Genomic DNA, 24,771 nt, shown 5'->3' with positions numbered 1-24,771 from the left:
GACGGGCGGTGATGTCCGATCGGTACTGGATGTGTCGGCCAGTCGGATTCTCCGTGAACTGGGAGTGTCTGTGTACTGATCGGGATACTGATCAGGTGTCGCCGGAGGCTTGCCCGGGACGGTGATACAACCCGCCTCACGGTGAGCGGCCGTTCAATGGAGAATGAGGACGTGAGCGTTGCTGATGATCCTCATCTGTCGATGATCCGGACGGTTGTACCGACAACACCAGATGGATGCGCCGAGTGTCTGCGGGTCGGCTCGTCCTGGGTGCATCTGAGGCTGTGTCTCACCTGTGGCAATGTGGGTTGTTGTGACTCCTCGCCGCTGCGCCATGCCCACGCACACGCGCATACGGAGGGCCATCCGGTCGTCCGTTCGTTCCAGCCCGGCGAGCACTGGCGTTGGTGCTACGTGGACGAGGCCTATGTATAGCTGTGTCCGATAGCGTGCCCAAAAGCAGGGCGTCCGATGTTTGGGCATCCGAAATGCCCCGGTGGGTGTCCGGTGGTTCGTGGAACCTCCGCAGGGCCACCGTGGGCCGCGCTGCGCGCGCCACCCCGGGACCGCGGGCACCGGTGGGTGCCGTCGGCCCCGGGGCGGGGCGGGTCGTCGCGCTGGCCACGCAGCACCTCGCGTGGCCTGGCGAGGCGGCCTAGTGGTGCGTGGTGAAGCGGTCGCGGTCGCTGCGTGCACGCCCCTTGGCGCTGGCGGCCCACAACGGGGCGGCGATGGCGACCAGGGCGACCGCGACGCCGACCTGAAGAACGTGGCGAATCCAGTCGATACCCGACGTGTTACGCACCCCGATCGCGCTTGCTATGACATTTCCGACGAGGGCGCCGACGATACCGATGGCCACGGTGAGCCAGAGCGGGATGTCGTACCGGCCGTGCCCGGCCGCGCGTGCGATGAAGCGCGCGATAAGCCCGATGACGAGACCTGCCACTACTATCCACAGAATTTGAAACACGACGCATGGCCCCCTGGGTCGGGTGTTGGATACCCCGGGTCTCCCCTCCGTTCCAGCGTCGCAAACGAGTCGTCGACCAGACGGGATGAATACGGATGTCGTTGATGGCGGAACGCGGTGAGAACGCAACGCCGTTTGACGAGGGCGTTCGGCTGCTGGCACCGGACGGGTCGCTCGTCGATGATCCGCGGTTCGCGGTGCGCGCGGATTCTCGCCAGACGGAGTCGTTTTACCGGGAGATGGTGCGGGCCCGGCGGCTGGACGAGGAGGCGACAGCCCTGCAGCGGCAGGGGGAGCTGGTCCTGTGGATTCCGCTGCGTGGCCAGGAGGCCGCGCAGGTGGGCTCGGCGGCGGCCGCCCGCCCGGGCGACTTCCTGTTCCCCAGCTACCGGGAACACGCGGTGGCCTGGCATCGGGGTATCCCAGCGGTGGAGGTCCTGCGGCTGCTGCGTGGCGTGACGCACGGCGGCTGGGATCCGGAGCTGTACAAGGTGGCCAACTACGTGCTGGTGCTGGCCTCGCAGACGTTGCACGCGGTCGGCTACGGCCTCGGCGTGCGAATCGACGAAGGCGCCGCTCGAGAAGGCGCCGCTCGAGAAGGCGCCGCTGGAGAAGGTACGGCGGTGGGCGACCCGCAGGTGGTGATGGTCTATCTCGGCGACGGTGCGATGAGTCAGGGCGACGCCAACGAGGCCTTCGTCTGGGCGGCCAGTTTCGCGGTACCCGTGGTGTTCTTCTGCCAGAACAACCAGTGGGCGATCTCCACGCCGAGCCGTCGCCAGTCGCCCGTCCCCCTCGCCCGTCGCGCGGAGGGGTTCGGCTTTCCCGGGGTCCGGGTCGACGGCAACGATGTGCTCGCCGTGCATGCGGTGACCAGCTGGGCGCTTGAGCACGCCCGTTCGGGTCAGGGCCCCGTGCTCGTCGAGGCGAACACCTACCGGATGGCACCGCACACGACGTCCGACGACGCGACCAGGTACCAGGAGCCGGCCGAGGTCGCGTGGTGGGGCGCGCGGGACCCGATCGACCGGCTGGAGCGGCTGCTGGCCCACACCCACGAGCCGGCCTGGTTCGCGCAGGTGCGTGCCGAGGCCGACGCCGCCGCCGCGGCGCTGCGCCGACAGTGCCTGGCCCTGCCGGATCCGAGCCCGTGGTCGCTGGTCGATCACGTGCTCGTTGGTGGCTCCTCACTACTGCGGGAGCAGCGAGGGCAGATCTGGGAGGGTTGACGCCGTGATAGATGTCGAAATCCACGCCGGATCCGAATCGTCCGCCGAAGCCGACAGTCCCGCCGGCACCGGCCACAAGATCGCGATTGTGCGCATCGACCGGCCCGATCGGCGCAACGCCCTGGACATCGACCACTGCCAGGGCCTGCGTGACGGCGTGGGGCAGGCGGTGGACTCCGGCGCGCGCGCCATCGTCCTCACCGGTGTCGGCACCAGCTTCTGCGCCGGCGCGGACCTCGACCAGGTGTACGGCGAGGCGTTCACCGAGGCGCTCTACGCGGCACTGCACGCCATCACTGATGCCGCCGTTCCGGTGATCGCGGCCGTCAACGGACCGGCGATCGGCGCCGGTCTGCAGCTTGCCCTCGCCGCCGACCTGCGGGTGGCCGCCGAACGCGCCTCGTTCGCGATTCCGACGGCGCGGCTCGGCCTGGCGGTCGACCCGTGGACGCTCAGTCGCCTCGCCGCGCTCGCCGGTGGCGGGACGGCACGCGCGGTCGTGATCGGCTGCGAGACCGTGGCGGCGCAGCGGGCGATCGACCTCGGCCTGGTGCAGCGCTCCGGTGACCTCGCCGTCGCCGTCGCCTGGGCCCGGGAGCTGGCCGGGCTCGCGCCGCTGACGCTCGCATACTCGAAGCGGGCCTTCAACGAGGCCGTCGACCTGGCCGCGCGGCCGTCGGCGGCCGTGACCGCCGCCTATGAGGCATGCTGGGCCAGCGACGACGCCCAGGAAGGCCGCCGGGCGCGAGCCGAGAAGCGCCCCCCGATCTTCCAGGGCAAATAGGGCCGCGGCCCGACGACGGGGCGGGTGCGTCCGGACGCAGGGAACACCGGACGCAGGGAACACCGGACGTGGGGACGAAGGCGGAACGTCATGGCAGCGCAGGCAGCGGAAGCGAAGTTCGAGTCACGTAACCCGGCGACCGACGAGGTCGTCGGAACCTTCGCGGTGATGTCCGCCGACGAGGTGGGCGCCGCCGTCCGGTCGGCGCGGTCTGCGCGGTCGGCGTGGCAGGCGGTCGGCTTCGCCGGCCGGCGGGCCGCCCTGCTGCGCTGGGCGGCCTGGCTGGCCGCCCATGAGCATGAGATCGTCGACCTCGTTCACGCCGAGAACGGCAAGCCGGCGATCGCCGCCCGCCTCGAGCTCCTGCTGACCTGCGAACACATCCGCTGGGCGGCGCGCAACGCCCGCCCGGTGCTGCGCGAGCGCCGGGTCCGCACCACCGCGCTGATGATCGACTACGCCGCGCGGGTCGGCTACCAGCCCTACGGCGTGGTCGGGGTGATCGGGCCGTGGAACTACCCGCTGCTGACCCCGACCGGTTCCCTCGCCTACGCGCTCGCCGCGGGCAACACGGTCGTGTTCAAGCCCAGCGAGCTGACATCGGCGCTGGGCCTGCTCCTCGTCGAGGGCTTCACCGCGGCCAACCCGGATCTGCCCGAGGGAGTCCTCGTCGCGGTGACCGGCGGTGGCGACACCGGGACGGCCCTGTGCCGGGCCGGTGTCGACAAGATCGCCTTCACCGGGTCGGGAGCGACGGCCAGGAAGGTGCTGGCCACCTGCGCCGCGACCCTCACCCCGGTGGTCGCCGAGTGCGGCGGCAAGGACGCGGCGATCGTGGCCGAGGACGCCGACATCGCCGCCGCGGCGAGGATGGTGGCCTGGGGTGCGGCCTCGAACGCCGGGCAGACCTGCGCCGGGGTCGAACGTGTCTATGTCGTGGCCGGTGTGCGCGACGCCTTCCTCACCGAGCTGCGCAGACAGCTCGCCGACGTCCGGCCCGGGTCCGACCCGCAGGCCGCCTACGGCCCGATGACGATGCCGGGCCAGGTCGACGTCGTCCGCAGGCATGTCGCGGACGCGCTCGCCCGCGGCGGGTCGACCCTGCTCGGCGGGCCACAGGCGGTGCGCGGCCGGTTCGTCGATCCGATCGTGCTGGTCGACGTGCCCGAGGACAGCGCGGCGGTGCAGGAGGAGACGTTCGGCCCGACGATGACCGTGCGGACCGTCGGCGACGTCGACGAGGCGATCGCCCTGGCCAACGACAGCCGCTACGGACTGGGCGCGGCCGTCTTCTCCCGGTCCCGGGGCGAGGAGATCGCCGGTCGCCTCGACGCGGGCATGGTGTCGGTGAACTCGGTGTTGTCCTTCGCCGCGATCCCCACCCTCCCGTTCGGCGGGCGCGGGGAGAGCGGGTTCGGGCGGATCCACGGGGCTGACGGCCTGCGCGAGTTCGCCCGGCCCCGATCGGTCGCCGCCCGCCGCCCGGGCGTCCGGGGCCTCGACGTCACCCGGTTCGACCCGTATCCGGGGACGTCCACCGTGCTGAGGGCGGCACTGCGGGTGCGTCACCGCGGTGCGCCCACGACCGGCAACGCTACGGGGACGACGATGCACGGTGCGAACGGGACGACGGCCGGCAGCGCGAACGGGACGGCGGCCGGAGGCCCGGCTGGCACGACGACCGGCGGTGTGGCGGGCCGGCTGCTCAGGCGGGTGCGAGCAGCCAGGCTATGAGCTCGGCGGCGACCGGGCCCGCGGTGCCGCCCAGGGCGGGCGGGAACCCGAGCGTGTCGCGCAGCCCCGCCAGGACCGGCTCGCTGACCGCCTTCCCCTGCACCGCGAGCACCAGCGCGGCCCGCTGACGGTCATCCAGCACGGCGAGCGCCGGTGCGACGCCGGGCCGGCTCAGCAGCTGGCGGGCCACGTCGTTGTCGACGACCACCTCGCCTGCCGACAGGCGCGTCAGCACCGACCGCAGCTGGTCGCGGTCCGTGATCGTCGACTTCAGGACGTAGCCTACGCCGCACGGTGAGTCGCGCAGCAGGTCTGCCGCGTACGGCGCCTCGTCGTCGGCGGAGAAGACCAGGACCGCCGTGGCCGGGCGCAGCGCCTTGATCTGCCGCGCGGCACGCAGGCCCTCATCGGTGAGGGTCGGCGGCATCCGCATGTCGACCAGGGCGACGTCCACCGGCTCGGTGACGGGGGCGTCCGTGACGACGTCGACGAGGTCGTGACCGCGGCCGACGACCGCGACGACCTGCGCGCCGACACTGGCCACGAGCGCACGCAGCCCCGCGCGCAGATGCGGGCTGTCATCCGCGATCGCTACCCGCACCGGACCGTCATCCAGCTGGTCGTTGCACCGCTGGCGCTGACGCGGCAGCGCTTGAGGCCGAAGGGCATCGGTCAGGTCTACCGGACTCGTCCCGGTGCGGCTACCGGCCCTACCCCGGAACGTCCGGGGGTTATCCCGGTGTGATCGGGACCGTGAGCCTTTTCGATCTCACGGTGCACGGTCAGGGTGCCGCAGGTCGGAGTCGACGATGGAAAAGGTTCAGTGAGCAACGGCGTGAGAAGATCCGGTGTGCGTGTTGCGATCGCGGAGGACAGTGGGCTCATCAGAGAGGCACTCGGTGTTCTGCTCACGACGATCGGCGTCCAGGTCACGGCGTCGGTGCCGACCGGCACCGAACTGCTGGCAGCGGTGCGCGAGGCTCCTCCCGACGTCGCGATCGTGGACATGCGGATGCCGCCCACCCGGACCAACGAAGGGCTGCTGACCGCCCGGGCGTTGCGCGACGCGCACCCGTCGATGGGCATTCTCGTCGTCACCGCCCACGACGACGACCCGTTCGCGGCCGACCTCTTCGCCGGCGGTGCCGACGGTATCGGCTACATGCGCAAGGACAACATCACCAACCGGCAGGCGCTGCGGGACGCGCTCGAGCGCCTGCGGGACGGGCAGCCCGTCATCGACTCGCACATCGCCGCGCGCCTGCTCGCCGGCTACCCGCAGTCGCACCGCCTGCGCGGGCTGTCCGACCGCGAACGGCGAATCCTCGAACTGATGGCGCAGGGGCTGTCGAACAGCGGGATCTCCCAGCAGGTGCACCTGAGCCCGAAGACGGTCGAGTCCCACATCGCCAGCATCTTCACCAAGCTCGGCCTGCGGATGGAGCCCACCGAGAACAGGCGCGTGCTCGCGGTGCTCGCCTGGCTGGAGGCCGCACGGCACAGCTGAGCGGCACAGCTGAGCGGCACAGCTGAGCGGCGCCCGGCTGCGCGCGGCACCCAGCTGTGTTTGCCTGGGGTCAAGTAGCGTCTGTCTGGCGCCGGATGGCGCCCGGGTGGTGGCGAGCAGCGTCCGGGCGGCGTCGGGCGGCGTCGGGCCTGCGCCGGGGAGCGCCTGCCGGGCACCTTGTCACGACAATGTGATGGTGTTCGGAACGCCCCGGCTCGGCGGGCCCGACGGCTTACACTTCAGATGATCTTCTGTTTGCCGTGTCAGCGGGGAGGTGCTGTGAGCGGTTCGGAAGCCTTGAGTCGCGTCATCACGTTCTGTGGCAAGTGCAGCTGTGGCTGCCCGGAGCTCTATATCGATCATGAGGCTGAGGCCACCCGGCGGGTTGTGCTCACGGACGACTTCGGCCAGCGGATCCAGATGAGCATCGAGCAGCTCGAAGTCATCGTCGACGAGGCCCGCGCGGGCCGGATCACCTCCCTGGTGGCGGCCGAAATCGCCGCTGGAGGGTGACCGGTCATCCTCATTCCGTAGCGGCTGAGCTCGGTCCGTTGCCGGGGCCGGTCACCGCCGTGGCTGCCGCGGCTGCCGCGGCGGTGGCGGCGGTTCACCTCGTGCGGCTGTGCGGGCTGCTTCGCTCCACCCCGGCCGGGCGCCTTACACTCGGTCACCCGGTGGCCGGTCCTCCGGCGGCGGGCCACCCGGTGGCTGGTCATACAGTCGCCGACGGCTGGATCGAAGTCGCCCACGTGCTGGTCGCGGCGGGGATGGCGGTGATGTTCGTCGGCCCGCCGCGGTTCATCGGCTCGTGGCCGTTCTTCACCGTGTACCTGGCACTCGCGCTCGTCATGCTGGCGATGGTGGTGCTGCATCCCCACTGCGGGACGCCCGGAGTCTGGTCATGCTGCGCCATGGTCGTCGTCGAGTCGGCGGCGATGGCGTGCATGTCGGGCGCGGTGGGTTTCGCGGGCTGGCCGCTGCGCACCGACGGTGCCCTCGGCGCCTGGTGCGTCGCCGTCTTCGCCGGAGCCTGCCTGGTGGCGCTGGTGGGCCTGCCCGCCCGCTGGGCGGCGCGGACATCCGCCCGCAGGATCACCGCCTGGCTGGTCAGGGCGTTCCCGGATCCGGTCGTTCCGCGTGGCACCAGGCTGGTCATGTCGGGCGGGATGGTGCTGATGTTCCTCGGGCACGTCTGACCGCGATGTTGCGATCCGCGATGTTCCGATAGCGCGCGAATCGACTTCCTGGCGGGCGGAGCGCGCCGCGAGCGCCTATGGTCACCCGGTTGGCGGAAACGAGGCCAAGGGGGCGACCTCATGCGGCGCATCGTGCTCATCTTCGTGCTGACCTTCACCGCAGTGCTGACCGCGACGGCCGTGACGGCCGTGACGGCTTCGGCGAGTCTCGCCGCACCGGCGAGCACACCAGCATCCACACCGGTCGCCGCGACACCGGCCGCACCGGCCGGTGCGTTGACACCCGCGCAGGCGGTGCGGCTGGTGCGGGAACGCGGCTACACGCCGATGGGGAGCAGCAGCTACGAACCCTCGTGGGCGCTGAGCGCGATCGTGGGGCGGTTGACGTCATCCGTGGACGGACATCCGCAGCAGGCGTTCTTCTTCAACCAAGGCCGGTTCGTCGGAACCGACACCGTCGCGAGTGCGAACGTGCGGTGGGTGTGGTCCACGAGCGACACCGTGGCGCTTCAGTACGACCTGTACCGCCCTGATGATCCGATGTGCTGCCCGTCGGCGGGGGCGGCCACGGTGCGCTTCCGGTGGAACGGCACCGCGGTGCAGGCGCTCGACCCGATCCCGACCAACGACTGGTCCGCCCCGTCGAGCCGCCGCTGAACCAGCCATGTTCTACGTCCTGTAGAAAAGACGTCATGGGCGTCGTCTACAACATCGTTGTTGTGTTTCACCTGGTCGGGATGGCCATGATTGTCGGAGGGTGGCTCGCGCAGATCCGCTCGCCGCATCCGGTCATCACGCCCGGCATCCTGCACGGCGCCCTCGTCCAGATCGTCACGGGCATGATCCTGGTGGGGCTGGCGTCCAGCGGGGCGGTGGACCGGGACGTGGACAATGCCAAGATCGCGGTCAAGCTCGTCGTCGCGGCGGCCGTCGCCGGCGTCGCCGTCGTGGGCAACGCCCGTGGCCGCGAGGCGCCGGCGGCCCTGGCTCACGCCGCGGGTGGGCTCGGGGTGGCCAACGTGGCGATCGCGGTGCTGTGGTGACAATGGCAGCCGGGCGGGCCTTCACGGCCCGCGGGTGATCGCGAGCTGCGGGCCGTGGGCTGCGGGCCGTGGGCTGCGGGCTGCGGGGCGCCGGGCGTCGGCGAGATGGCCGACGCCCGGCGCCGCGTGCGGGAGCCGGTGGGGGCGCCGAGTCAGTGCCCTTCCGGTGCCTCGACCAGCTCGGTGAGCACACCGCCGACACCCTTCGGGTGCATGAAGGCGATGCGGCTGCCGGCGGTGCCGTGCACGGGCGTCTTGTTGACCAGGTCGAAGCCGGCGACGGTGAGCGCGGCCAGCGCGGAGTCGATGTCACCCACGCCGTAGGCGATGTGGTGGATGCCCGGCCCCTTCTTGGCCAGGAACTTGCCGACCGGGGTGTCCTCGCGGATCGGCTCCAGCAGCTGGACGTAGGAACCGCCGGTGTCGCCCTTGTGGACCAGCAGCATGGCCTCGCGCACGCCCTGCGCCTCGTTGGTCTCCTGATGCGCGACCGTCAGGCCGAATGCGGCCTCGTAGCGGGGAATGGCCTCCTCCAGCGAGGCCACGGCGATCCCGACATGGTCGATCCTGGTCAGCACAACATCGCTCCTGGTCGTAGGACGGTCGGCCCGTGGCGGCGTCCGGCCCGGGCCCAGCCTCCGAGACTGCCCGGATACGGCGTTGCGGTCCACTGAATCCTGTACGCCGTGTCCCGGTCACCATCGACCTGTGGCGCGCGTCACCCCGGGCTTCCTCGGCGTTTCACCACGAGTAGCGCGGGAAGGTCCCAGTCGCCGCAGTCGGTATGAAATCCCCGCTTGAATCCTTAAGAAGATCTGTGCCGTCTACAGCGAATCGGGTAAGACGTGTAACGGTGGCTGGAGCCTGGCTGGATCGCATTTCTTCCGAGCTGATTCCCAGGGGTGCGGGTTATCGCCCGGAGACGCGGCGTCCCCGCCGTGACGCCTCTGGATTTCCAGGGGCCCGCGGCGGGGACGGTGCATCGAGTCGATCGGTGATTCCGATCAGCTGACGAGGGTCAGCTGATCGACCAGTCGCTCGCTCAGGTATTCGGTTGTGCGGCCGATCAGCCGAACAGGGCCTTGTGGGTGAGCGGGCCGATGACGCCGTCGGGCACCAGGCCGTGCTTCTTCTGGAAGTCGATGACCATGTGGTTGGTCTGCGGTCCGAAGTAGCCGTCGACGACGATCGGGTAACCGAGCTTACGCAGCTGGTCCTGCACCAGGGAGACATCCCAGCGGGGGCCGGACACGCCCAGCCGCATGTAGCCCGAGTCGACGGTGCGGTTGGCGCTGGTGGACGGCGCGGTGGACACCGTGGTGCTCACCGAGTTGCCCACGGCCGCGGCGGCAGCCGCTCCACGGGGCAGGAACTTCGCGTACATGCCGGTGGTGTAGGCGCTCCACGCGGTGATGCCCTGGCTCTGGCAGACCTGGCGCGCGGCCCAGGCGTTGACGTTCGGGTCGTAGAGGTCGCGGTTTCCGACCCAGCCGGCGTGCGCACGCATGTTGATCTGCCACAGGCCGCGGGAGTCCTCGCCGACGGAGGCGTGGGCGGTGGTGTTGCCGCCCGACTCGGCGAGGGCGACGGCGACCCAGGTGCTCAGCGGAATTCCGCGGCAGGAGTTCAGGCCGGCGTTCTTCGCTACTTGGGCGATGGTCGTGTCCGAGACCACGGCCGCGCTGGCGGGGCCCGCGGTGAAGAGCAGGCCGGCGGATGCCCCGATGACGCTGGCGGCGGCAACAGCAGCGGAGCGCCCACGACCTCGGCTGCGGACGCGCGGGGGCTTGCGGTGCTTTCCGATCGACATCTAGATATCTCTTTCTACGTTGAAGAGCAGGCGGGCAGGGCGTCTTCAGGCGCCAACGATCCGTACACGGATCAATGAGTCGCGACGAAATGGGGTCGCGAAAGGCGCGCGAGCGGACGCGCGTTCTGCTATCGGCGTGAAATTTGTCCGGGCCCGACTGGGCCCAAGATCTCCGGTGTCAACCCCGGGTTACGGACGCGGCGTTACCGCGGCGGCGTTCCGAGGGACGGATGCAGTCCCGGCTGCTATTCCAAGCATGCGTACACGCAGATCCTTCCCGTACGCCTGCGAGGTTAGCTGTCGGGTTCGGGCCGGGAAGCCCGGTCGGCGCGCGCTGCGCGGCGACTTCACCCCGAGGACGGCCGCCTGGGTGCGGTGGCCATCCGGAGGAACCTGGTTCCCCCGCTTCTGCCCTGATGGTCACTAGGAGGGGACGACGGGCCTAGGGCAGAACTCGGCGTACGACCCGTCGCTTGTTTCGTGCCAACACACCGTAACGAACTACTAAGGGTAGTCGCAAGTGCTAGTTTTTGCCCTTTTGTGGCGCTACCTAGTCACGATGCGTACAACAGGTTGGTGTATGCGCACTGTACGCGACGAAACGGGGGAGAGGTCCACCGAGTACCGCCAGTGCCGCCGATGTGGTGTATGCGGGGTTCTGTCGATTGGTGGAGACGCGCGCGGTGACCGGGTCGTCCGAGGAGAGTGGTGACCGATCCGCAGCGATCTCTGGCAGGCCTGTCGGCTCACGTTCGCCGAATCGGCTGTGATGTGCGTAGCATCTCGCGCCGGGCCAGACGTCGACGCTGTGCGTCGATCTCGGGGGCGATCCCACGCCCTTCGTCATCCCGCGGTGCGGGCCACCGCTGACCTGTATCGGCGACTCCGACCGGACCCCACCCCGTCCCCGCGTTCACCTCGGGGTCCTCGCCGACGTCCTGGGGTGACTGGCGGGGCGGTTCCGCGGAACCGCCCCGTACGTCGCGGGCGAGCTGGAGGGGCCGGCGCTCTCCCGTCGGACCGCGCCGTCGTCAGGGACAGGCTCGCCCGGCCAGTGGACCGAGCGAGCCCGAGCGGACGTGCGGTGTGATCAGACCCAGCCGGACATCGGGTAGGCCGTCATCAGGTCGCGCACCTCGCCGGCGATGCGGCTGATGGTGGTCTCGTCGTCGTCGCCCGCGGCCTTCACGGCCTCGTCGATCCAGGCCGCCAGGGTCGGCATCTGCTCCGGCTGCAGTCCGCGGGTGGTGATCGCGGCCGTGCCGAGCCGGACGCCGGACGGGTCGAACGGCTTGCGCGGGTCGAACGGAACGGTGTTGTAGTTGAGCTCGATGCCGGCCCGGTCCAGCGCCTTCGCGGCCGGCTTGCCGGCGACGCCACGGCTGGTCAGGTCGATCAGGATCAGGTGGTTGTCGGTGCCGCCGGTGACGAGGTCGAAGCCGCGGGCGGACAGCGCCTCGGCGAGCGCCTTCGCGTTTGCGACGACGCGGTGGGCGTACTCGCGGAAGTCCGGGGTGGTGGCTTCGCGCAGCGCGACCGCGATGGCGGCGGTCGTGTGGTTGTGCGGGCCGCCCTGCAGGCCGGGGAACACCGCCTTGTCGAGGGCGGACGCGTGCGCCGCATCCGACATGATCATCGCGCCGCGGGGCCCGCGCAGGGTCTTGTGCGTGGTGGTGGTGATGACCGGCGCGTGGCCCACGGGCGAGGGGTGGGCGCCACCGGCGATCAGGCCGGCGATGTGGGAGATGTCCGCCACGAGCACGGCGTCGATCTCGCCCGCGATCGCCGCGAAGGCGGGGAAGTCGATGGTGCGGGGGATCGCGGTCCCACCACAGAAGATCACCTTCGGCCGGTGCTGGAGCGCGAGGTCACGCACCTCGTCGAGGTCGACCCGCCCGGTGTCCTGGCGTACTCCGTACCGGACTCCCTGGAACCAGCGGCCGGTGGCCGACACCGTCCAGCCGTGGGTCAGGTGGCCACCCGAGGGCAGGCCCATGCCCATCACGGCGTCGCCCGGCTGCAGGAACGCCAGGTAGACAGCCAGGTTGGCGGGCGAGCCGGAGTACGGCTGGACGTTCGCGTGCTCGACGCCGAACACCGCCTTCGCCCGGTCGATCGCCAGGGTCTCGACCGGGTCGATGAACTGCTGGCCCTCGTAGTAGCGCTTGCCGGCGTAGCCCTCGGAGTACTTGTTCGTCAGGACGGAGCCGGAGGCCTCGAGGACGGCGGTGGAGACGTAGTTCTCGGAGGCGATCAGCCGGATCTTCTCGAACTGGCGCTGGGCCTCGGACTCGACCAGGCCGGCGATCTCGGGGTCGCTGGCCGCCAGGTGCGTCATCGCGGGCTCGTGCATGTGGACCTCCAACGGGCATGCGGCGGACGTCGGAGTGCCCAGGCGCGCGGCACCGCCAGCAGATTCGTCGCTCCCCGGTGGTCACTTCCACCCGAGCACGCCAGTCACGACTGTTGCTCTGCATCGTAGTGGGCACGGCCTTGCCGCCCCGGAGGCCTGGACAGTGGATCGCCGTCACCAGGCGCCGGCACACCGCCACACCGGAACGCCTGCCGCCAGGTCACGCCCGATGCTCGTCGTGCTCTGCGGCGCACTGACCGCTCAGCGCCCGTCGGGCCTGGTCAGGCCGAAGCGGTGGCTCGGGCAGCGGGTGGGCGGCCTCGGCGCGCAGGCCGTCCAGCATGATCGCGAGATGGCGTCGCCAGGCGCCGGGCGCGACGGCCGCGGTCGCCTCGACGGTGCGGGCGTGGCCCCACAGCACGAAGGCCATGTCCTCCAGGATGATGTCGGCGCGCAGGACCGCGGCCTCCTGGGCCCGCACGATGACCTGCTGCATCAGCTCATAGCCGCGGGCCCGGGCCTGCTCGGCGGCGCCGCGCAGCGGCAGTGCCCGGGACACGACGTCGTTGTAGCCGAGGTCGGCGGCCTGCAGCTCGCAGGTCTGTTCGAGCAGGAGGACGAGCGCCTGCCACGGGTCGTCCATGCCGAGCGCCACTTCGGCGATGCGCACACTCGCCGCGACCCGGTCGGCGAACACGGCGTCGACGAGGTGGCCGCGGGTCGGGAACCGGTTGTACAGCGTGCCGATGCTCACCCGGGCGTTCACCGCTCGGCGCGCAAACCAGCAGAGCCGGCGCGCCAACGAGCTGCTCGGCCTGATGTTGCGTGAGCGCCCGGCGGGTCGCATCCGCCACGTCCTTTACAACCCCGGATTCGTGCGCACCAGCCACGCGGGCGCGCTGAGCCGGCCGGCGCGGGCACTGGTGTCGGCGCTGGCCGCAGTCGCCGCCACCCCGGTCGACCGGGCGGTCGAACCGATCGTCGAGCTGATCGATCAGCCGCCGCAGTGCCAGGTGTCGGCCTACCGGCGCCGGCATCGGCTGCGGCTGAGCGCGGGAGCCGCCGACCTCGCCGACGCGGAACGGCTACGGAAAGTCACCGAGAGCCTGTAGTTACTCCCTGTCGCGCATTGCGATTCTCCTGGCCGTCGTTGTGACTGCCTGTCGACGAGGGTGGCAGGGCTCCGATAGGGGGCGCCTACGAGTTGTGTTGAAGTGGTCACCCTTAGGTCGTCTGCGGGCTGTGAAATAGATCGCTCAGTTGTAGTGATTGACGTTTTGCCTGCTCATCGGGCATTCTTCACCCATGCGGTGGACATACACCGGCGTGGCGCGCCGCTACGTCGACCTCGTGCGGATCGCCAGCGCCCTCTGTCGCTAGTCGTCGACGGCGTCCGGTGCCACGCTCCGTGGCGCCCCGCCAGGTGTGCCTGGTCCTCTCCACCGGGTCCGGGTTGATGTAGGTAGCCACCGTCCGTCACCGGTGGACAGGTCGGGCACCCGCGCCCGTGCCAGTTGTACATCCGCTCCCGGGATGCCTGCTGCCGGTATTTCGTCTGCTGCTGGCATTGTCGTCCGCCCCCCGCCGGTGGACGTCGCTCCACCGCCTCCGTTCCGTGTCCCTCGTCCGCCGCGGCGTCGTCAGACGCCTGTGCTGCCCTGCCCGCGTCCTGCCTGACAACGACCCGTGCCCTGCCACCGCCGGGTCGTTTCTTCGGCGCGCCCGTAACCGACCGGTATCCGTGCCGGTCGGCACCCTGCCATGCCTGACTTCTTCGCTGCACGCCTGACTTTTCTTATGCCTGAGAGGACCAACCCGTGAGTACCCCGAGGACGACCTTCCTGAGTTCTGCCTCGTCACCTGAGCCGGCGGCGCCGGTGATGGGGCGACGTGGGTTCCTGCGCCTGGGGGCGCTGGCCGGAGGCTCGATCCTGCTGGCGGCGTGCGGGGGCGGCGGTGACTCGGCCTCGGGTGGCAGCACCACCGGGGGCACGCTGCGCTGGGGCTGGGCGCTGGTCACCTCCTGGGACCCGATCACCTCGTCGGCCGGGTGGGACGTCCACGCTCTCTCGCTCGTCTACGCGGGCCTGACGAAGCTCGACGAGAAGGCGAACCCGGTGCCCGCGCTCGCCAGCTCCTGGGAGTACAGCGCCGACGGCACGTCGGTCACCTTCCACCTGCGCTCCGGGCTCACGTTCAGCGACGGCACCGCCGTGGACGCCACCGCGGTCAAGAAGAGCCTCGAGCGTGGCCGGGACTCGAAGAACTCGTTGGTGGCCGCCCAGCTCGCCAGCCTCAAGGAGGTCGTGGCGGTCGACGCGACAACCGTCCGCATCGACCTGAAGAACACCGACTACCAGCTGCCGGCCATCCTCGCGGGCAAGACCGGCATGATCGTCAGCCCGAAGGCCGTCGAGACCGACGAGAAGGGGCTGGCCACGAAGCCGGTCGGCGCCGGTCCGTTCCAGCTGAACTCCTACGTGCCCAACGACAGCGCGAAGCTGACGCGCTTCGCCGGCTACTGGGACGCCGCCAACATCAAGCCGGACAACTTCGAGCTCTACCCGGCGCCCGAGGCCGCCACCGCCCTCGCGTCGCTCCAGTCGGGCCGCCTCGACGTCGCCATGATTCCCGCGTCGCAGCTCAACGCGGTCAAGGCCGCCGGTTTCGAGGTGCAGATCATCCCGTCGCTGGTCACCAGTGTGCTCGACGTCAACAACACCGTGGCGCCGTTCGACAACCCCAAGGTGGTCCAGGCGATCAAGCACGCGGTCGACCGGAAGGCCCTGGTGGACACCGTCAACTTCGGTGTCGGCGAGGTCAACTACCAGCCGTTCCCCAAGGGGCACGCCGGGCACAACGCCGCCCTGGAGAACGCCTACCCCTTCGACGTGGCCAAGGCCAAGAAGCTGCTCGCCGAGGCCGGGCACCCGGACGGCATCGACGTCACCCTCACCACCACGGCCGCCGAGGGGCTGCCCGAGCAGGTCCAGGCGCAGCTCGCCAAGGCCGGGATCCGGGTCAAGCTGGAGGTCATCCCGCAGGCCCAGGCGACCCAGCAGGTCTACATCCAGCGGGCGAAGCCGTTCTTCACCGACCAGTTCGCCGGGCGGGAGAGCCCCGTGCAGGCCTTCCAGGTGCTTTTCGGTGAGCAGGGTCTGATGAACCCGGGCCGGACCAACCCGCCGGCGCTCAAGGAGGCCGTCGCGAAGATCACCGCGACGCCGCTGGACGACCCGAACTACGCGTCCGTCGTGCAGGCGGCAACGAAGATCGCTGTGGAGACCATGCCCAACGTCTTCCTCTTCAGCAACCCGCGGATCCTGGCCCGTCGCACGAACGTGTCGCAGCTCGGCAGCTACCTGATGGCGCAGCGGTTCGAGGGCGTCACCGTGACCGGGAACAGCTGACCATGACCACCCTCGACGTCGTCGGCTCCGGCGGACGGGGCCAGCCGCAGCCGTCGCGGCCGTCGCGGCCGTCGCGGCTCCCACGGGGCGCGGGCCTGCTGCGCCGCTGGCGCCCGTCGGGCCTGTCCGGGCTGGCTCGCGGCCTCGGGCAACTGCTGGCGGTGGGGGTGCCGGTGACGCTGCTGGCCACCTTCATCACCTACGGAATGACCGCGCTCACCGACAGCAACCCGGCCGCGACCGTGCTCGGGGATCTCGCCACGCCGCAGGACATCGAGCGGATGAACCACCAGTTCGGGCTGGACCGGCCGTTCCTCGTCCAGTACGTGAGCTGGCTCGGAAACGCGCTCACCGGGGATCTCGGCTACTCCTACTTCACGACGCTGCCGGTGCGGGACAGCGTCGCGCAGGCCCTGCCGGTCGACCTGTCGATCACGCTGGTGGCCGCAGTGGTCGCCATCCTCGTCGGCGGGGTGACCGGGATCGCCGCGGCGCTGAACAACGGCGGGCGGCTCGACCGCGCGGTCACGGCGGTGTGCGCAGTGGCGTCGACCATCCCGCCGTTCGTCGTCGGGATCGGTCTGATCATCCTGTTCGCGGTGACGGTGCCGGTGCTGCCCTCCGGCGGGTACGTGCCGATCAGCGAGGACCCGGGTCGGTGGCTGAAGTTCGTGATCCTGCCGGGGGTCGCCCTCAGCGTGGAGTTCGGTGCGGAGCTCACGCGCCAGATCCGCACCTCCCTGGTGGGCACCCTGCGGGAGAACTTCGTGACCGGTGCCACCGTACGGGGGCTGTCGGTGCGCAGGGTGGTGTTCGGCCATGCGCTGCGCAACGCCGTCGGGCCGGCACTGACCGTTGTCGGCCTGTACGTGCCGCGGCTGATCGGCGGTGCGGTTGTGGCCGAGGCGGTCTTCAATCTGCCCGGTCTGGGGCAACAGGCGCTGCAGGCCGCCGAGCGCGGTGACATTCCCGTCATCCAGGGCGTTCTCGTCACCTCGATCGCGCTGGTGCTGGTGTGCAACGTCGCGGTCAACGTGGCGCTGGTGCGGCTCCGCCCCGCTGCGGAGCGGCGATCATGAGCGTGCTGCGCCGGATGATCCGGCTGCGTTCGGTGCGCCTCGCCCTGCTGGTCCTCGCCGTCGTCGCCGTGCTCGCGGTCGCCGGCGGCTCGCTCGCGCCGCAGGACCCGATCGCCCAGGACCCGAAGGCGATCCTGCAGAACCCGAGCGGCGCCCACTGGCTGGGCACCGATTACCTGGGCCGCGACGTGCTGAGCCGGCTGATGGACGCCACCGGCCGCTCGGTGGTCGGCGCGGCCGAGGCAGTCGGCGTCGGGCTTCTGCTCGGTGCGCCCGCGGGGCTGGCGTCGGTGGTGTTCGGCCGGGCCTTCGAATGGCTCGCGCTGCGGATCAGCGACGCGCTGCTCACCCTGCCCTACATCATCTTCGCGATCGCGGTCACCGGGATCATCGGCAACGGCATCCATCAGGCGATGCTCGCGATCGGCCTGGTGCTCGCCCCGAACTACTTCCGGATCACCCGGGCCGCGACGCTCGGCCTGGCTTCCTCGCAGTACGTCGAGATCGCCGAGCTGGTCGGGGCGTCCCGCTGGTGGATCCTGCGGACGCACATCTGGAACAAGGTGCTTCCCACCATCGTGGTGACGGCGGCGAGCGGGGCGGCGGCGTCGCTGCTGGTGGTCTCGTCGCTGTCGTTTCTCGGCATCGGGACGAAGCCGCCCGCGCCGACCTGGGGCGGAATGCTCTCGTCGGACCTGAACTACCTCGCCCAGAGGCCCTGGGCGCCGCTCGCACCCTCGCTGGTGATCATTATCACGGTGGCTGCGCTGAACGCGCTCGCGGACGCGCTCCGTGACACCACCGGCATCGTCACCGGCGATCCCGGTCGCAGCGGCCGTGCCCGTGGCAGCGACTCCGCTGACACCGCCGAGACCAGCTCTGCCGCCACAGCCAACTCTGCCGTGACGGCTGGCTCCGCCGTCGCGACCAGCTCCGCCGCGACGGCCACGGCCACCGGGTCCGTCGAGACCACCACGGCGGCCACGTCCTCCATACCCCGGCAGAAGCGGGAGGTGAGCGATGTCTGACGACCTGCTTCGGGTCGAGGACCTGAACATCACCGTCGGCGGCGCGCCGTTCGGGCGGCGCCGCCGTGCCCGCGGCGCCGGCGGAGTCCCCGCCGTACAGGGAGTCTCGTTCACCATCCGGCGCGGCGAGGCGGTTGGGTTCGTCGGCGAGTCCGGCAGCGGCAAGACCCTGACCTGCCGGGCCGCCCTCGGCGTGCTCGCGCCCGGCTGCACGGTCAGCTCCGGTGAGATCGACTTCGACGGGACGTCTCTCGTCGACCTGCCCCGGCGCCGCTGGGACGGGCTGCGCGGCACCCGGATCGGTGCGGTCTTCCAGGATCCCGGCTCGTATCTCAACCCGTCCCACACGGTTGGCCGCCAGCTCGCCGAGCAGTTCCGGATCAAGGTCGGCCACAGCCGCCGCGAAGCCCGCCAGGCCGCGATCGCGCTGCTCGGCACGCTCGGCCTGCACCAGCCGGAGCTGGTCTACCACCAGTACCCGCACGAGCTGTCCGGCGGCATGCTGCAACGGGTCGTGCTCGCGATCGCCGTCGCCGGTGAGCCGGACCTGCTCGTCGCCGACGAGGCGACCACCGCGCTCGACGTCACCGTGCAGGCCGAGGTGCTGGAGGCGCTGGACCTGCTGCGCGCCGAGCGCGGCCTGGCGATCCTGGCCGTCTCCCACGACCTTGCCGTGATCGCGCAGCTCTGCGACCGGATCCTGGTCTTCTACGGCGGCGAGATCGTCGAGGCCGGGCCCACGGCGGATGTCCTCGCGAGCCCGCGCCACCCCTACACGGCGGCGCTGCTGCGGGTCGCCTCCGTCGGTGACTGGCGGCGCCGTGAGCTGGAGGTCATCGACGGCTCCGCGCCGCCGGTGGGCGCACGGATCACTGGCTGCCGGTTCGCCGACCGCTGTGCCTTCGTCACCGACGCCTGCCGCGCGGCGCCGGTGGAGCTGCGGGCCGTGCCGGACGGCGAGCCCGGGGGAGACCGGTCCGCGCGCTGCGTCCGGCTGGGCGAGATCGAACTGACGCCCCGAGTCCCCGAGCGAGCAGGAGTACCCGCATGACCGCCGAGACCGTGGTCGCCGAGACCGTCGCCGGAGAGCACCGCCCGGCCCGGGGGACGAACGCGGTGCCCGCCGGGCAGTCACCGGCCGCGGAGCCAGTCCTGGAGCCGCTCCTGGACGTCCGTGGCCTGACCGTCTCCTTCCGTGCCCGCAGCGGGCCGGGACGGCGCACGACCGTCCTCAAGGACGTCTCCCTGGTCGTCCGTCCTGGCGAGATCGTCGGCGTCATCGGTGAGACCGGATCGGGGAAGACCACGCTCGCCCGCGCGATCGCCGGCCTGACCCGGACCGACGCCGGCGAGGTCGAGGTCGACGGCCGGGATGTCCGCGGTCTGCGGCGCCGCGCCCGCCGGGACTTCCGCCGCAGCGGCGCCATCCGCTTTGTCTTCCAGGACCCGCTGCGCGCCCTCGATCCCGATCTCACGATCGGTACCAGCATCGCCGAGGGGCTCGCCGTCGCCGGCCGCGGCAGCCGCGACGACCGGCGGGCGGCCGTAGCCGACGCCCTGCGCCGGGTTGGCCTCGACCCGGCCGTGGCGGACCGCCTGCCCGGGGCGATCTCCGGTGGCCAGCGGCAGCGGGCGTCCATCGCCCGCGCGATCGTCGACGACCCACGGCTGCTCATCTGCGACGAGCCCGTCAGCGCTCTGGACGGATCGAACCGCAACCTCATCCTTCGGCTGCTGGACGGGCTGCGTCATCAGCCCGCCGATCCCGCCGTTCCCGCCGGCGCAGCTGATGCGGACCCTGGCCGTGGCCGGCTGGGGATCATCATCATCTCGCACGACCTGAGCTCGCTTGCCGGCATCGCGGACCGGGTCGTCGTCCTCTACCGCGGCCGCGTCGTCGAGGACGGCCCGATCGCCGAGGTGTTCAACCGGCCGCGGCATCCCTACACCGCGCTGCTGATCGCCTCGGCGCCGAGTATCCGCGACGAGGACGGACCGACCCCGGCCCAGCTGCGGCGGTCCGCCGACGGGCCGGTCGGCGAGCGGCGGCCCGCCGACGCCTGCGTCTTCGCGCACCGGTGCCCTTTCGCCACCGAGGCCTGTGACCACACCCCGGCCGCGCTGCCCACCATCCCGGGCTGGACGGTCGCCTGCCATCACGCCGCGATCTGGCGAGGCTCGCTGCCAGCACCACGGCTGCCGCTGGCAGACGCGGTCGACGCGGGCGATGCGGGCGATGCGGGCGCCCCGTCGGCCGGCGCGGATCTACCGATGCGGCGCCCCGACGCCACCCGGCCGCGAATCGCCGCCGCCACCCCGGCGGCTGTCGCCACCTCAGCCGCTGTGACTACCTCCGCCTCAGCCCGCGCCTCCGTCTCCGCGTCCGCGGCTGTCGATGTGAGTGACACGCTGACCGTGTTGTCCAAAGGAGTGAACAACGATGTCCGTTGAGTTCATCGGGATGGTTTCCACCTCGGCCGGCAGCGAGTCCCAGGGCTCGACCGGCCCCGTCGTAGACCCGGACTACCTGGACGGGTTCGTCCGCGCCCATGAGGAAGCCGGCTTCGACCGGGTGCTGGTCGCGCACGCCTCCTTCATGCCGGACGGGTTCGTCGTCGCGGACCAGATCCTCGCCCGCTCGAAGAAGCTCGGCGTCCTGCTCGCGCACCGGCCCGGTTTCGTCGCCCCGACCATCGCCGCGCGCAAGTACGCCACGATCGACGCGTTCAACCCCGGCCGCATCGCCCTGCACGTCATCACCGGTGGGGACGACGCTGACCAGGCCCGCGACGGCGACCTCACCGACAAGGCCACCCGCTACCGGCGCACCGACGAGTTCCTCGACATCCTGCGGCGCGAGTGGGAGTCGGCCACCCCGTTCGACTACGACGGCGAGTTCTACCAGATCCGCGGGGCCTGGTCGGCGGTGCGCCCGCCCGCCGGACGCATCCCGATCTACTTCGGTGGTGCCTCCGACGACGCGGTGCGGGTCGGCGGGAAGCATGCCGACGTCTACGCGTTCTGGGGCGAGCCGCTGGCCGGGATCGTGGAGCGCATCCGGCAGGTCCGGGCCGCCGCCGCTCCGTACGGGCGTGACCCGCGGTTCAGTGTCAGCCTGCGGCCCATCCCCGCCGAAACCGAGCAGGCCGCCTGGGACCGTGCCGCCGAGATCCTGGAGCTCACCCGGGAGCGCAGCGCCGACATCCAGAAGTTCCTGAAGGGCTCCGAGCAGGTGGGCAGCCAGCGGCTGCTGAAGTACGCCGACGAGGGCGACGTCCACGACAAGCGGCTGTGGACCGCCATCGCCAAGGTGACCGGCGCCGTCGGCAACTCCACCGCCCTGGTCGGCAGCTACGAGCAGGTCGCCGAGGCGCTCGTCGACTACGTGAACGTCGGCGTCTCCACCCTGCTCATCCGCGGCTTCGACCCGGTCGCCGACGCCCGGGACTACGGCAGCCTGGTGAAGCTCGTCCACGAGCGGACCGCCGACCGTGACCCCGTCGCCGGCACGCCGGCCGTGACCGCGCCCGCCGCGGCCCCGGCGTCCGTCTGACCTGAATCTCACTGGAAGCCGACGAAGGCGAGCAGGAGCTGACATGGCGATCGAGATCCTCGGCATGGTGGGAACCAAGGAGGTGTCGGAGACCCGCGGCTCGTACTTCGACGGCCCCGCGGTCGACGCCGCCTACCTGACCCGGTTCGCGCAGGCCCACGACGAGGCCGGCTTCGACCGTGTCCTCATCGGCTACGGAGCGACGGCACCCGACGGGTTCGCCGTCGCCGGCCACGTGCTGGCGCACACCCGGCGCCTCGGCGTGCTCATCGCGCACCGGCCCGGCTTCGTCGCGCCGACCCTGGCCGCCCGCAAGCTCGCCACCCTCGACCAGCTCAGCGGTGGCGGACGAGTCGCCATCCACCACATCTCCGGCGGCAACGACGCCGACCAGCGCCGCGACGGCGACTTCGCCGACCACGACACCCGCTACGCGCGCACCGCGGAGTTCATGGACGTCCTGCGGCGCACGCTCACCTCCGACGCGCCGTTCGACCACGAGGGGCCGTTCTACCGGTTCGAAGGCGCCTACAGCTCGGTGAAGCCGGCGACCGCCGCCGGCATCCCGCTGTTCTTCGGCGGGCAGTCCGAGGCGGCCGTCGCGGTGGGTGCCCAGCACGCGGACGTCTACATGCTGTTCGGTGAGCCGCTCGAACAGACCGCGGAGCGCATCGCCCTGCTGCGCGCCGAGGCGGCGAAGCGCGGCCGCACGCTGCGCTTCAGCCTCTCCACCCGGCCGATCGTCGCCGCGACGGAGGAAGCCGCCTGGGCCCGCGCCGAGGCGATCGCCGCCGAGACCCGCCGCCGCGCCGAGGCCGCGCGGGTGAGCGCGGCTCTGGTCGCCGGGCCAGCCGGGTCATCGGGGCCGGCGGGGTCGGCCGCGGCGGGCAGGGCGCTGTTCGCGACGTCCGGCTCGGTGGCGTCGGCCCGACTGCAGGAGGTCGCGGCCCGCCAGCAGGTGTACGACGAGCGCCTCTGGTTCGGTGTCACGGCGCTGACCGGCCCCGGTGGCAACTCCTCCGGCCATGTCGGCACCCCGCAGCAGGTCGCCGACGCGCTGCTGCGCTACCACGAGATCGGCGTCGACACGTTTCTTATCCGCGGTTTCGACCCGTACGACGATGTCGTCGACTGGGGCAGGGAGCTGATCCCCGCCCTGCGCGCCGGCGCCTCCCGCGCACGCGAGGTGGTCCACTCCTGACCGGGGTCGATGACACGGCAGGCGGCTGACCTGCTGAACGCGCAAGCGCAGGTCAGCCCGCCTCCGCCTCCGTAACCACCGGCCGATGTGGCTGACAGCTGACGATCGAGCCTCGTGGGGCCCCGTCGCGATGGCTATTCCTCGTCGAGCACCGTGATGCCCAGGGCGCCGGCCAGGGAGTAGGCCAGCGCCACCATGTCGCGGCCGGCGACCCCGGCGCCGGCCATGCTCGTCACCCCGTTCACCCCCACCAGCACACAGTCGAGGAGCCGGGCGCCGTCCATCTTCGCGCCGGAGAACTGCGCGCCGGTCAGGTCGCAGTCCTCGAACGTCGCGCCACGCAGGTCGGCATCCTGAAAATCGGCCTGCTTCAGATTGCAACCCTCAAACAGCACGTTCGCCGCAGTGGTCGACCGGAAACGGGTGAGATCAAGCCGGCAGTCCCGGAAGATGACATCGCGCAGCCGCCCATTCGTCCAGGCAACCCCCGTCATCCTGTTCGTCGTCACTGCAACCCGGATCAGCGACGAGTTCATCGCCCGCAGATTCGACAGGTTCGATCGCTCGATGACGGTGTTCGTCACCATGGCTCGGGTGAGCCGCGTGCCACTCAGGTCGACACCCGTAAGGCGGCAGGTGTCGATTTCCACCGCCTCAGCCCTCTGGTCGGCCAGATCGGAACCGTCGAAAAGAAAGTTCGTGTAGACGCCGTCGTCGGTAATCGCCGAGTCCGTGGCCGTGAGTGAAGACGGAACGGCGGGTGCGGCAGGTCGCCGCTCGGATGCCCCGCGTGGAACTCTGCTGGGAGGCGTGTAAGGCATGAGGCGCAGTGTATTCCCGGCACGCCCGATCCTCGTGGGCAAGACCCGCGGTGGATCACGCTGTGTTCGACCGCTATCGGATTCCGCCTGCCGGGTCTCCGTTCGGCGGAATCGGATCCCTCGGGTGCGTGCGTGGCGCTAGCCTTGAGCCGGCACCACAGTGGATGCGGACACTGCACGCGACCGCATCGGTACGCCAGCCATCCTGCGCGGTCCCCATCCGCCGGTCATCGGACAGCAGGCAGGGCCAAAAGGGGGAAAGGATGGCTGGCCTACCAGTGCAACCTCACGATGCCTGCCTGATCCTCCTGATCCGCACGGCCCGTCCATGCCGCTGCTGCCGTTTTCGCCGAGCAAGAAGTATGGATTTTAACTGCCAGATAGCCGGTCACGGATTGGCGCCGATCAAGATCGATAGTCGGTGGGCGGGGAGGTTCGCGCCCCATGGACATGGCCCGACTTCCGAGAGCCCGACAGTCCGGCGGCCCGGGTTGACGAGTCGTAAAAGTGAAGAATTTTGGTTGTTCCCGCGACCGAAATCCTTCTTTCTTGCGACTCGCCAGGCAATTCCGCAGCCCCTTTTGTCCCTTTTTGAGGTGAACTGTTGGTGCTGTGCGGCGGTGCGGGCACCTCGACGGTTGGCGGTGCGGGTGCGGTTCGCCTTCCGTCGGCGCGGGCCGCGGATCCGCGACTTCTCGGGATTTCGCTACACGTGCTCTCGGGCGACCACAATCCTCAGGTTCTCGCCCGATGGGGGCAGGGGAGCGGGCGGGCTCGCGTTCCGATTCCGGTCAGCACTCCGTGCCGGGGGTGCCCGGGGCGTCGAGGCGGACCTCGGACCAGCCGAGGTCGCCGAGGTTGACGACGATCGCCTCCTGGGTGGTGCGGGCGATGACGACGACCGCCTCGACGTCGGGGTCGGGGTTCTCCTCGCGGTGCGGCACATAGGGCGGGACGAAGATGTAGTCGCCGGGGGAGGTCTCGACGCGGGTCTCGACCGGTTCGTCGCCGTCGACGTCGAGGAACACGAAGGCCGGGTTGCCGGAGACG

The 24,771-nt window shown here is 70.8% G+C and carries 25 protein-coding genes, 1 pseudogene and 2 riboswitches; of the genes and pseudogenes, 18 read left to right on the top strand and 8 right to left on the bottom strand.

The annotated features are described in order from the left end of the window. The first annotated feature begins 156 nt into the window (after positions 1 to 156). Positions 157 to 435, top strand: a complete 279-nt coding sequence (locus FREUN1FDRAFT_RS41975; RefSeq protein WP_083828819.1) for a UBP-type zinc finger domain-containing protein — start codon at positions 157 to 159, stop codon at positions 433 to 435. Between the two features lie 220 nt (positions 436 to 655). Here FREUN1FDRAFT_RS41975 and FREUN1FDRAFT_RS25805 read toward each other — a convergent pair whose 3' ends face one another. Next, on the bottom strand, positions 656 to 973 hold the full coding sequence (locus FREUN1FDRAFT_RS25805) for a GlsB/YeaQ/YmgE family stress response membrane protein (RefSeq protein WP_006543197.1): 318 nt from the start codon (positions 971 to 973) through the stop codon (positions 656 to 658). Between the two features lie 104 nt (positions 974 to 1,077). On the opposite strand from FREUN1FDRAFT_RS25805, the gene FREUN1FDRAFT_RS25800 reads away from it, so the two are divergent. The 3 genes from FREUN1FDRAFT_RS25800 to FREUN1FDRAFT_RS25790 all read left to right on the top strand — a co-directional run bounded on the left by FREUN1FDRAFT_RS25800 (position 1,078) and on the right by FREUN1FDRAFT_RS25790 (position 4,720). Further along, entirely contained in the window at positions 1,078 to 2,202 is a 1,125-nt protein-coding gene (locus FREUN1FDRAFT_RS25800; RefSeq protein WP_006543196.1) for a thiamine pyrophosphate-dependent enzyme, read from the top strand. A gap of 4 nt (positions 2,203 to 2,206) precedes the next feature. Next, positions 2,207 to 2,986: an enoyl-CoA hydratase gene (locus FREUN1FDRAFT_RS25795; RefSeq protein ID WP_006543195.1), complete on the top strand. Its 780-nt coding sequence runs from the start codon at positions 2,207 to 2,209 to the stop codon at positions 2,984 to 2,986. Positions 2,987 to 3,076: 90 nt separating this feature from the next. After that, positions 3,077 to 4,720, top strand: a complete 1,644-nt coding sequence (locus FREUN1FDRAFT_RS25790; protein ID WP_006543194.1) for an aldehyde dehydrogenase family protein — start codon at positions 3,077 to 3,079, stop codon at positions 4,718 to 4,720. On the opposite strand, the gene FREUN1FDRAFT_RS25785 is transcribed toward FREUN1FDRAFT_RS25790, so the two are convergent. Then, positions 4,692 to 5,321: a response regulator gene (locus tag FREUN1FDRAFT_RS25785; protein WP_006543193.1), complete on the bottom strand. Its 630-nt coding sequence runs from the start codon at positions 5,319 to 5,321 to the stop codon at positions 4,692 to 4,694. The genes FREUN1FDRAFT_RS25790 and FREUN1FDRAFT_RS25785 overlap by 29 nt on opposite strands. A gap of 249 nt (positions 5,322 to 5,570) precedes the next feature. Here FREUN1FDRAFT_RS25785 and FREUN1FDRAFT_RS25780 point away from each other — a divergent pair, with 249 nt between their 5' ends. The 5 genes from FREUN1FDRAFT_RS25780 to FREUN1FDRAFT_RS25760 all read left to right on the top strand — a co-directional run bounded on the left by FREUN1FDRAFT_RS25780 (position 5,571) and on the right by FREUN1FDRAFT_RS25760 (position 8,466). Continuing rightward, positions 5,571 to 6,227, top strand: coding sequence for a response regulator transcription factor (locus FREUN1FDRAFT_RS25780; RefSeq protein ID WP_006543192.1), 657 nt, complete (start codon positions 5,571 to 5,573; stop codon positions 6,225 to 6,227). A 279-nt stretch (positions 6,228 to 6,506) separates the two neighbouring features. Continuing rightward, positions 6,507 to 6,740: a hypothetical protein gene (locus FREUN1FDRAFT_RS25775; RefSeq protein ID WP_006543191.1), complete on the top strand. Its 234-nt coding sequence runs from the start codon at positions 6,507 to 6,509 to the stop codon at positions 6,738 to 6,740. Between the two features lie 191 nt (positions 6,741 to 6,931). Continuing rightward, complete coding sequence (locus FREUN1FDRAFT_RS25770; RefSeq protein WP_232295402.1) at positions 6,932 to 7,423, top strand: DUF5134 domain-containing protein; 492 nt, start codon at positions 6,932 to 6,934, stop codon at positions 7,421 to 7,423. Between the two features lie 120 nt (positions 7,424 to 7,543). Continuing rightward, a complete protein-coding gene (locus tag FREUN1FDRAFT_RS25765; protein ID WP_006543189.1) occupies positions 7,544 to 8,080 on the top strand; it encodes an LppP/LprE family lipoprotein in 537 nt (178 codons plus the stop codon). Positions 8,081 to 8,115: 35 nt separating this feature from the next. After that, positions 8,116 to 8,466 carry a hypothetical protein gene (locus FREUN1FDRAFT_RS25760; protein WP_006543188.1) on the top strand — a complete coding sequence of 117 codons (351 nt, stop codon included), beginning with the start codon at positions 8,116 to 8,118 and terminating at the stop codon, positions 8,464 to 8,466. A 152-nt stretch (positions 8,467 to 8,618) separates the two neighbouring features. Here the strand turns inward: FREUN1FDRAFT_RS25760 and mce are convergent, their stop codons facing one another. The 4 genes from mce to FREUN1FDRAFT_RS25740 all read right to left on the bottom strand — a co-directional run bounded on the left by mce (position 8,619) and on the right by FREUN1FDRAFT_RS25740 (position 13,383). Next, positions 8,619 to 9,044 (bottom strand): methylmalonyl-CoA epimerase, encoded by a 426-nt coding sequence (gene mce, locus FREUN1FDRAFT_RS25755; RefSeq protein ID WP_006543187.1) that lies wholly within the window; start codon positions 9,042 to 9,044, stop codon positions 8,619 to 8,621. 488 nt (positions 9,045 to 9,532) lie between these two features. Further along, entirely contained in the window at positions 9,533 to 10,276 is a 744-nt protein-coding gene (locus tag FREUN1FDRAFT_RS25750; protein WP_006543186.1) for a peptidoglycan-binding protein, read from the bottom strand. Positions 10,277 to 10,544: 268 nt separating this feature from the next. Beyond that, positions 10,545 to 10,746: riboswitch (cyclic di-AMP (ydaO/yuaA leader) on the bottom strand. 620 nt (positions 10,747 to 11,366) lie between these two features. Continuing rightward, entirely contained in the window at positions 11,367 to 12,629 is a 1,263-nt protein-coding gene (glyA, locus tag FREUN1FDRAFT_RS25745; RefSeq protein ID WP_006543185.1) for a serine hydroxymethyltransferase, read from the bottom strand. A 29-nt stretch (positions 12,630 to 12,658) separates the two neighbouring features. Then, a riboswitch (ZMP/ZTP riboswitch) is annotated at positions 12,659 to 12,747 on the bottom strand. Between the two features lie 102 nt (positions 12,748 to 12,849). Beyond that, positions 12,850 to 13,383, bottom strand: coding sequence for a TetR/AcrR family transcriptional regulator (locus tag FREUN1FDRAFT_RS25740; RefSeq protein ID WP_157475322.1), 534 nt, complete (start codon positions 13,381 to 13,383; stop codon positions 12,850 to 12,852). Between FREUN1FDRAFT_RS25740 and FREUN1FDRAFT_RS43105 the strand changes: the two genes are divergently transcribed. From FREUN1FDRAFT_RS43105 to FREUN1FDRAFT_RS25700, 9 genes are all read left to right on the top strand, one after another. Next, the gene (locus FREUN1FDRAFT_RS43105; RefSeq protein WP_157475320.1) at positions 13,370 to 13,741 is read left to right on the top strand and encodes a hypothetical protein; all 372 of its coding nucleotides are present in this window, start codon (positions 13,370 to 13,372) and stop codon (positions 13,739 to 13,741) included. The two genes, FREUN1FDRAFT_RS25740 and FREUN1FDRAFT_RS43105, sit on opposite strands and share 14 nt — an antisense overlap. 193 nt (positions 13,742 to 13,934) lie before the next feature. Next, entirely contained in the window at positions 13,935 to 14,009 is a 75-nt protein-coding gene (locus FREUN1FDRAFT_RS48215) for a putative leader peptide (protein WP_369809824.1), read from the top strand. A gap of 500 nt (positions 14,010 to 14,509) precedes the next feature. Next, positions 14,510 to 16,039 (top strand): ABC transporter substrate-binding protein, encoded by a 1,530-nt coding sequence (locus tag FREUN1FDRAFT_RS25730; protein ID WP_006543182.1) that lies wholly within the window; start codon positions 14,510 to 14,512, stop codon positions 16,037 to 16,039. A gap of 2 nt (positions 16,040 to 16,041) precedes the next feature. Continuing rightward, positions 16,042 to 17,118 carry an ABC transporter permease gene (locus tag FREUN1FDRAFT_RS25725; RefSeq protein WP_006543181.1) on the top strand — a complete coding sequence of 359 codons (1,077 nt, stop codon included), beginning with the start codon at positions 16,042 to 16,044 and terminating at the stop codon, positions 17,116 to 17,118. Beyond that, positions 17,115 to 18,146, top strand: a complete 1,032-nt coding sequence (locus FREUN1FDRAFT_RS25720) for an ABC transporter permease (protein ID WP_006543180.1) — start codon at positions 17,115 to 17,117, stop codon at positions 18,144 to 18,146. The genes FREUN1FDRAFT_RS25725 and FREUN1FDRAFT_RS25720 overlap by 4 nt, the downstream gene beginning before the upstream one ends. After that, on the top strand, positions 18,139 to 19,197 hold the full coding sequence (locus FREUN1FDRAFT_RS25715; RefSeq protein ID WP_006543179.1) for an ABC transporter ATP-binding protein: 1,059 nt from the start codon (positions 18,139 to 18,141) through the stop codon (positions 19,195 to 19,197). Before FREUN1FDRAFT_RS25720 ends, FREUN1FDRAFT_RS25715 begins: the two co-directional genes overlap by 8 nt. Then, positions 19,194 to 20,597 (top strand): ABC transporter ATP-binding protein, encoded by a 1,404-nt coding sequence (locus tag FREUN1FDRAFT_RS25710; protein ID WP_006543178.1) that lies wholly within the window; start codon positions 19,194 to 19,196, stop codon positions 20,595 to 20,597. Before FREUN1FDRAFT_RS25715 ends, FREUN1FDRAFT_RS25710 begins: the two co-directional genes overlap by 4 nt. After that, positions 20,587 to 21,699 (top strand): LLM class flavin-dependent oxidoreductase, encoded by a 1,113-nt coding sequence (locus FREUN1FDRAFT_RS25705; RefSeq protein WP_006543177.1) that lies wholly within the window; start codon positions 20,587 to 20,589, stop codon positions 21,697 to 21,699. Before FREUN1FDRAFT_RS25710 ends, FREUN1FDRAFT_RS25705 begins: the two co-directional genes overlap by 11 nt. A gap of 43 nt (positions 21,700 to 21,742) precedes the next feature. After that, positions 21,743 to 22,900, top strand: coding sequence for an LLM class flavin-dependent oxidoreductase (locus tag FREUN1FDRAFT_RS25700; protein WP_006543176.1), 1,158 nt, complete (start codon positions 21,743 to 21,745; stop codon positions 22,898 to 22,900). Positions 22,901 to 23,034: 134 nt separating this feature from the next. Here FREUN1FDRAFT_RS25700 and FREUN1FDRAFT_RS25695 read toward each other — a convergent pair whose 3' ends face one another. Both FREUN1FDRAFT_RS25695 and FREUN1FDRAFT_RS25690 read right to left on the bottom strand, forming a co-directional pair. After that, positions 23,035 to 23,550 carry a pentapeptide repeat-containing protein gene (locus FREUN1FDRAFT_RS25695; RefSeq protein WP_198144492.1) on the bottom strand — a complete coding sequence of 172 codons (516 nt, stop codon included), beginning with the start codon at positions 23,548 to 23,550 and terminating at the stop codon, positions 23,035 to 23,037. A 962-nt stretch (positions 23,551 to 24,512) separates the two neighbouring features. Further along, positions 24,513 to 24,771 (bottom strand): annotated as a pseudogene (locus FREUN1FDRAFT_RS25690) (cupin); the annotation flags it as partial.

It is taken from the genome of Parafrankia sp. EUN1f (genome assembly GCF_000177675.1).
Lineage (GTDB): Bacteria > Actinomycetota > Actinomycetes > Frankiales > Frankiaceae > Parafrankia.
This window is presented reverse-complemented; position numbering and strand designations above follow the sequence as displayed.

Coding starts and splice junctions, on each gene's coding strand:
- FREUN1FDRAFT_RS41975 (WP_083828819.1), top strand. CDS start 157: ATGGAGAATGAGGACGTGAGCGTTGCTGATGATCCTCATCTGTCGATG.
- FREUN1FDRAFT_RS25715 (WP_006543179.1), top strand. CDS start 18,139: ATGTCTGACGACCTGCTTCGGGTCGAGGACCTGAACATCACCGTCGGC.
- FREUN1FDRAFT_RS25765 (WP_006543189.1), top strand. CDS start 7,544: ATGCGGCGCATCGTGCTCATCTTCGTGCTGACCTTCACCGCAGTGCTG.
- FREUN1FDRAFT_RS25705 (WP_006543177.1), top strand. CDS start 20,587: ATGTCCGTTGAGTTCATCGGGATGGTTTCCACCTCGGCCGGCAGCGAG.
- FREUN1FDRAFT_RS25710 (WP_006543178.1), top strand. CDS start 19,194: ATGACCGCCGAGACCGTGGTCGCCGAGACCGTCGCCGGAGAGCACCGC.
- FREUN1FDRAFT_RS25750 (WP_006543186.1), bottom strand. CDS start 10,276: ATGTCGATCGGAAAGCACCGCAAGCCCCCGCGCGTCCGCAGCCGAGGT.
- FREUN1FDRAFT_RS25720 (WP_006543180.1), top strand. CDS start 17,115: ATGAGCGTGCTGCGCCGGATGATCCGGCTGCGTTCGGTGCGCCTCGCC.
- FREUN1FDRAFT_RS25700 (WP_006543176.1), top strand. CDS start 21,743: ATGGCGATCGAGATCCTCGGCATGGTGGGAACCAAGGAGGTGTCGGAG.
- FREUN1FDRAFT_RS25790 (WP_006543194.1), top strand. CDS start 3,077: ATGGCAGCGCAGGCAGCGGAAGCGAAGTTCGAGTCACGTAACCCGGCG.
- glyA (WP_006543185.1), bottom strand. CDS start 12,629: ATGCACGAGCCCGCGATGACGCACCTGGCGGCCAGCGACCCCGAGATC.
- FREUN1FDRAFT_RS25730 (WP_006543182.1), top strand. CDS start 14,510: ATGGGGCGACGTGGGTTCCTGCGCCTGGGGGCGCTGGCCGGAGGCTCG.
- FREUN1FDRAFT_RS25800 (WP_006543196.1), top strand. CDS start 1,078: ATGGCGGAACGCGGTGAGAACGCAACGCCGTTTGACGAGGGCGTTCGG.
- FREUN1FDRAFT_RS25725 (WP_006543181.1), top strand. CDS start 16,042: ATGACCACCCTCGACGTCGTCGGCTCCGGCGGACGGGGCCAGCCGCAG.
- FREUN1FDRAFT_RS25760 (WP_006543188.1), top strand. CDS start 8,116: ATGGGCGTCGTCTACAACATCGTTGTTGTGTTTCACCTGGTCGGGATG.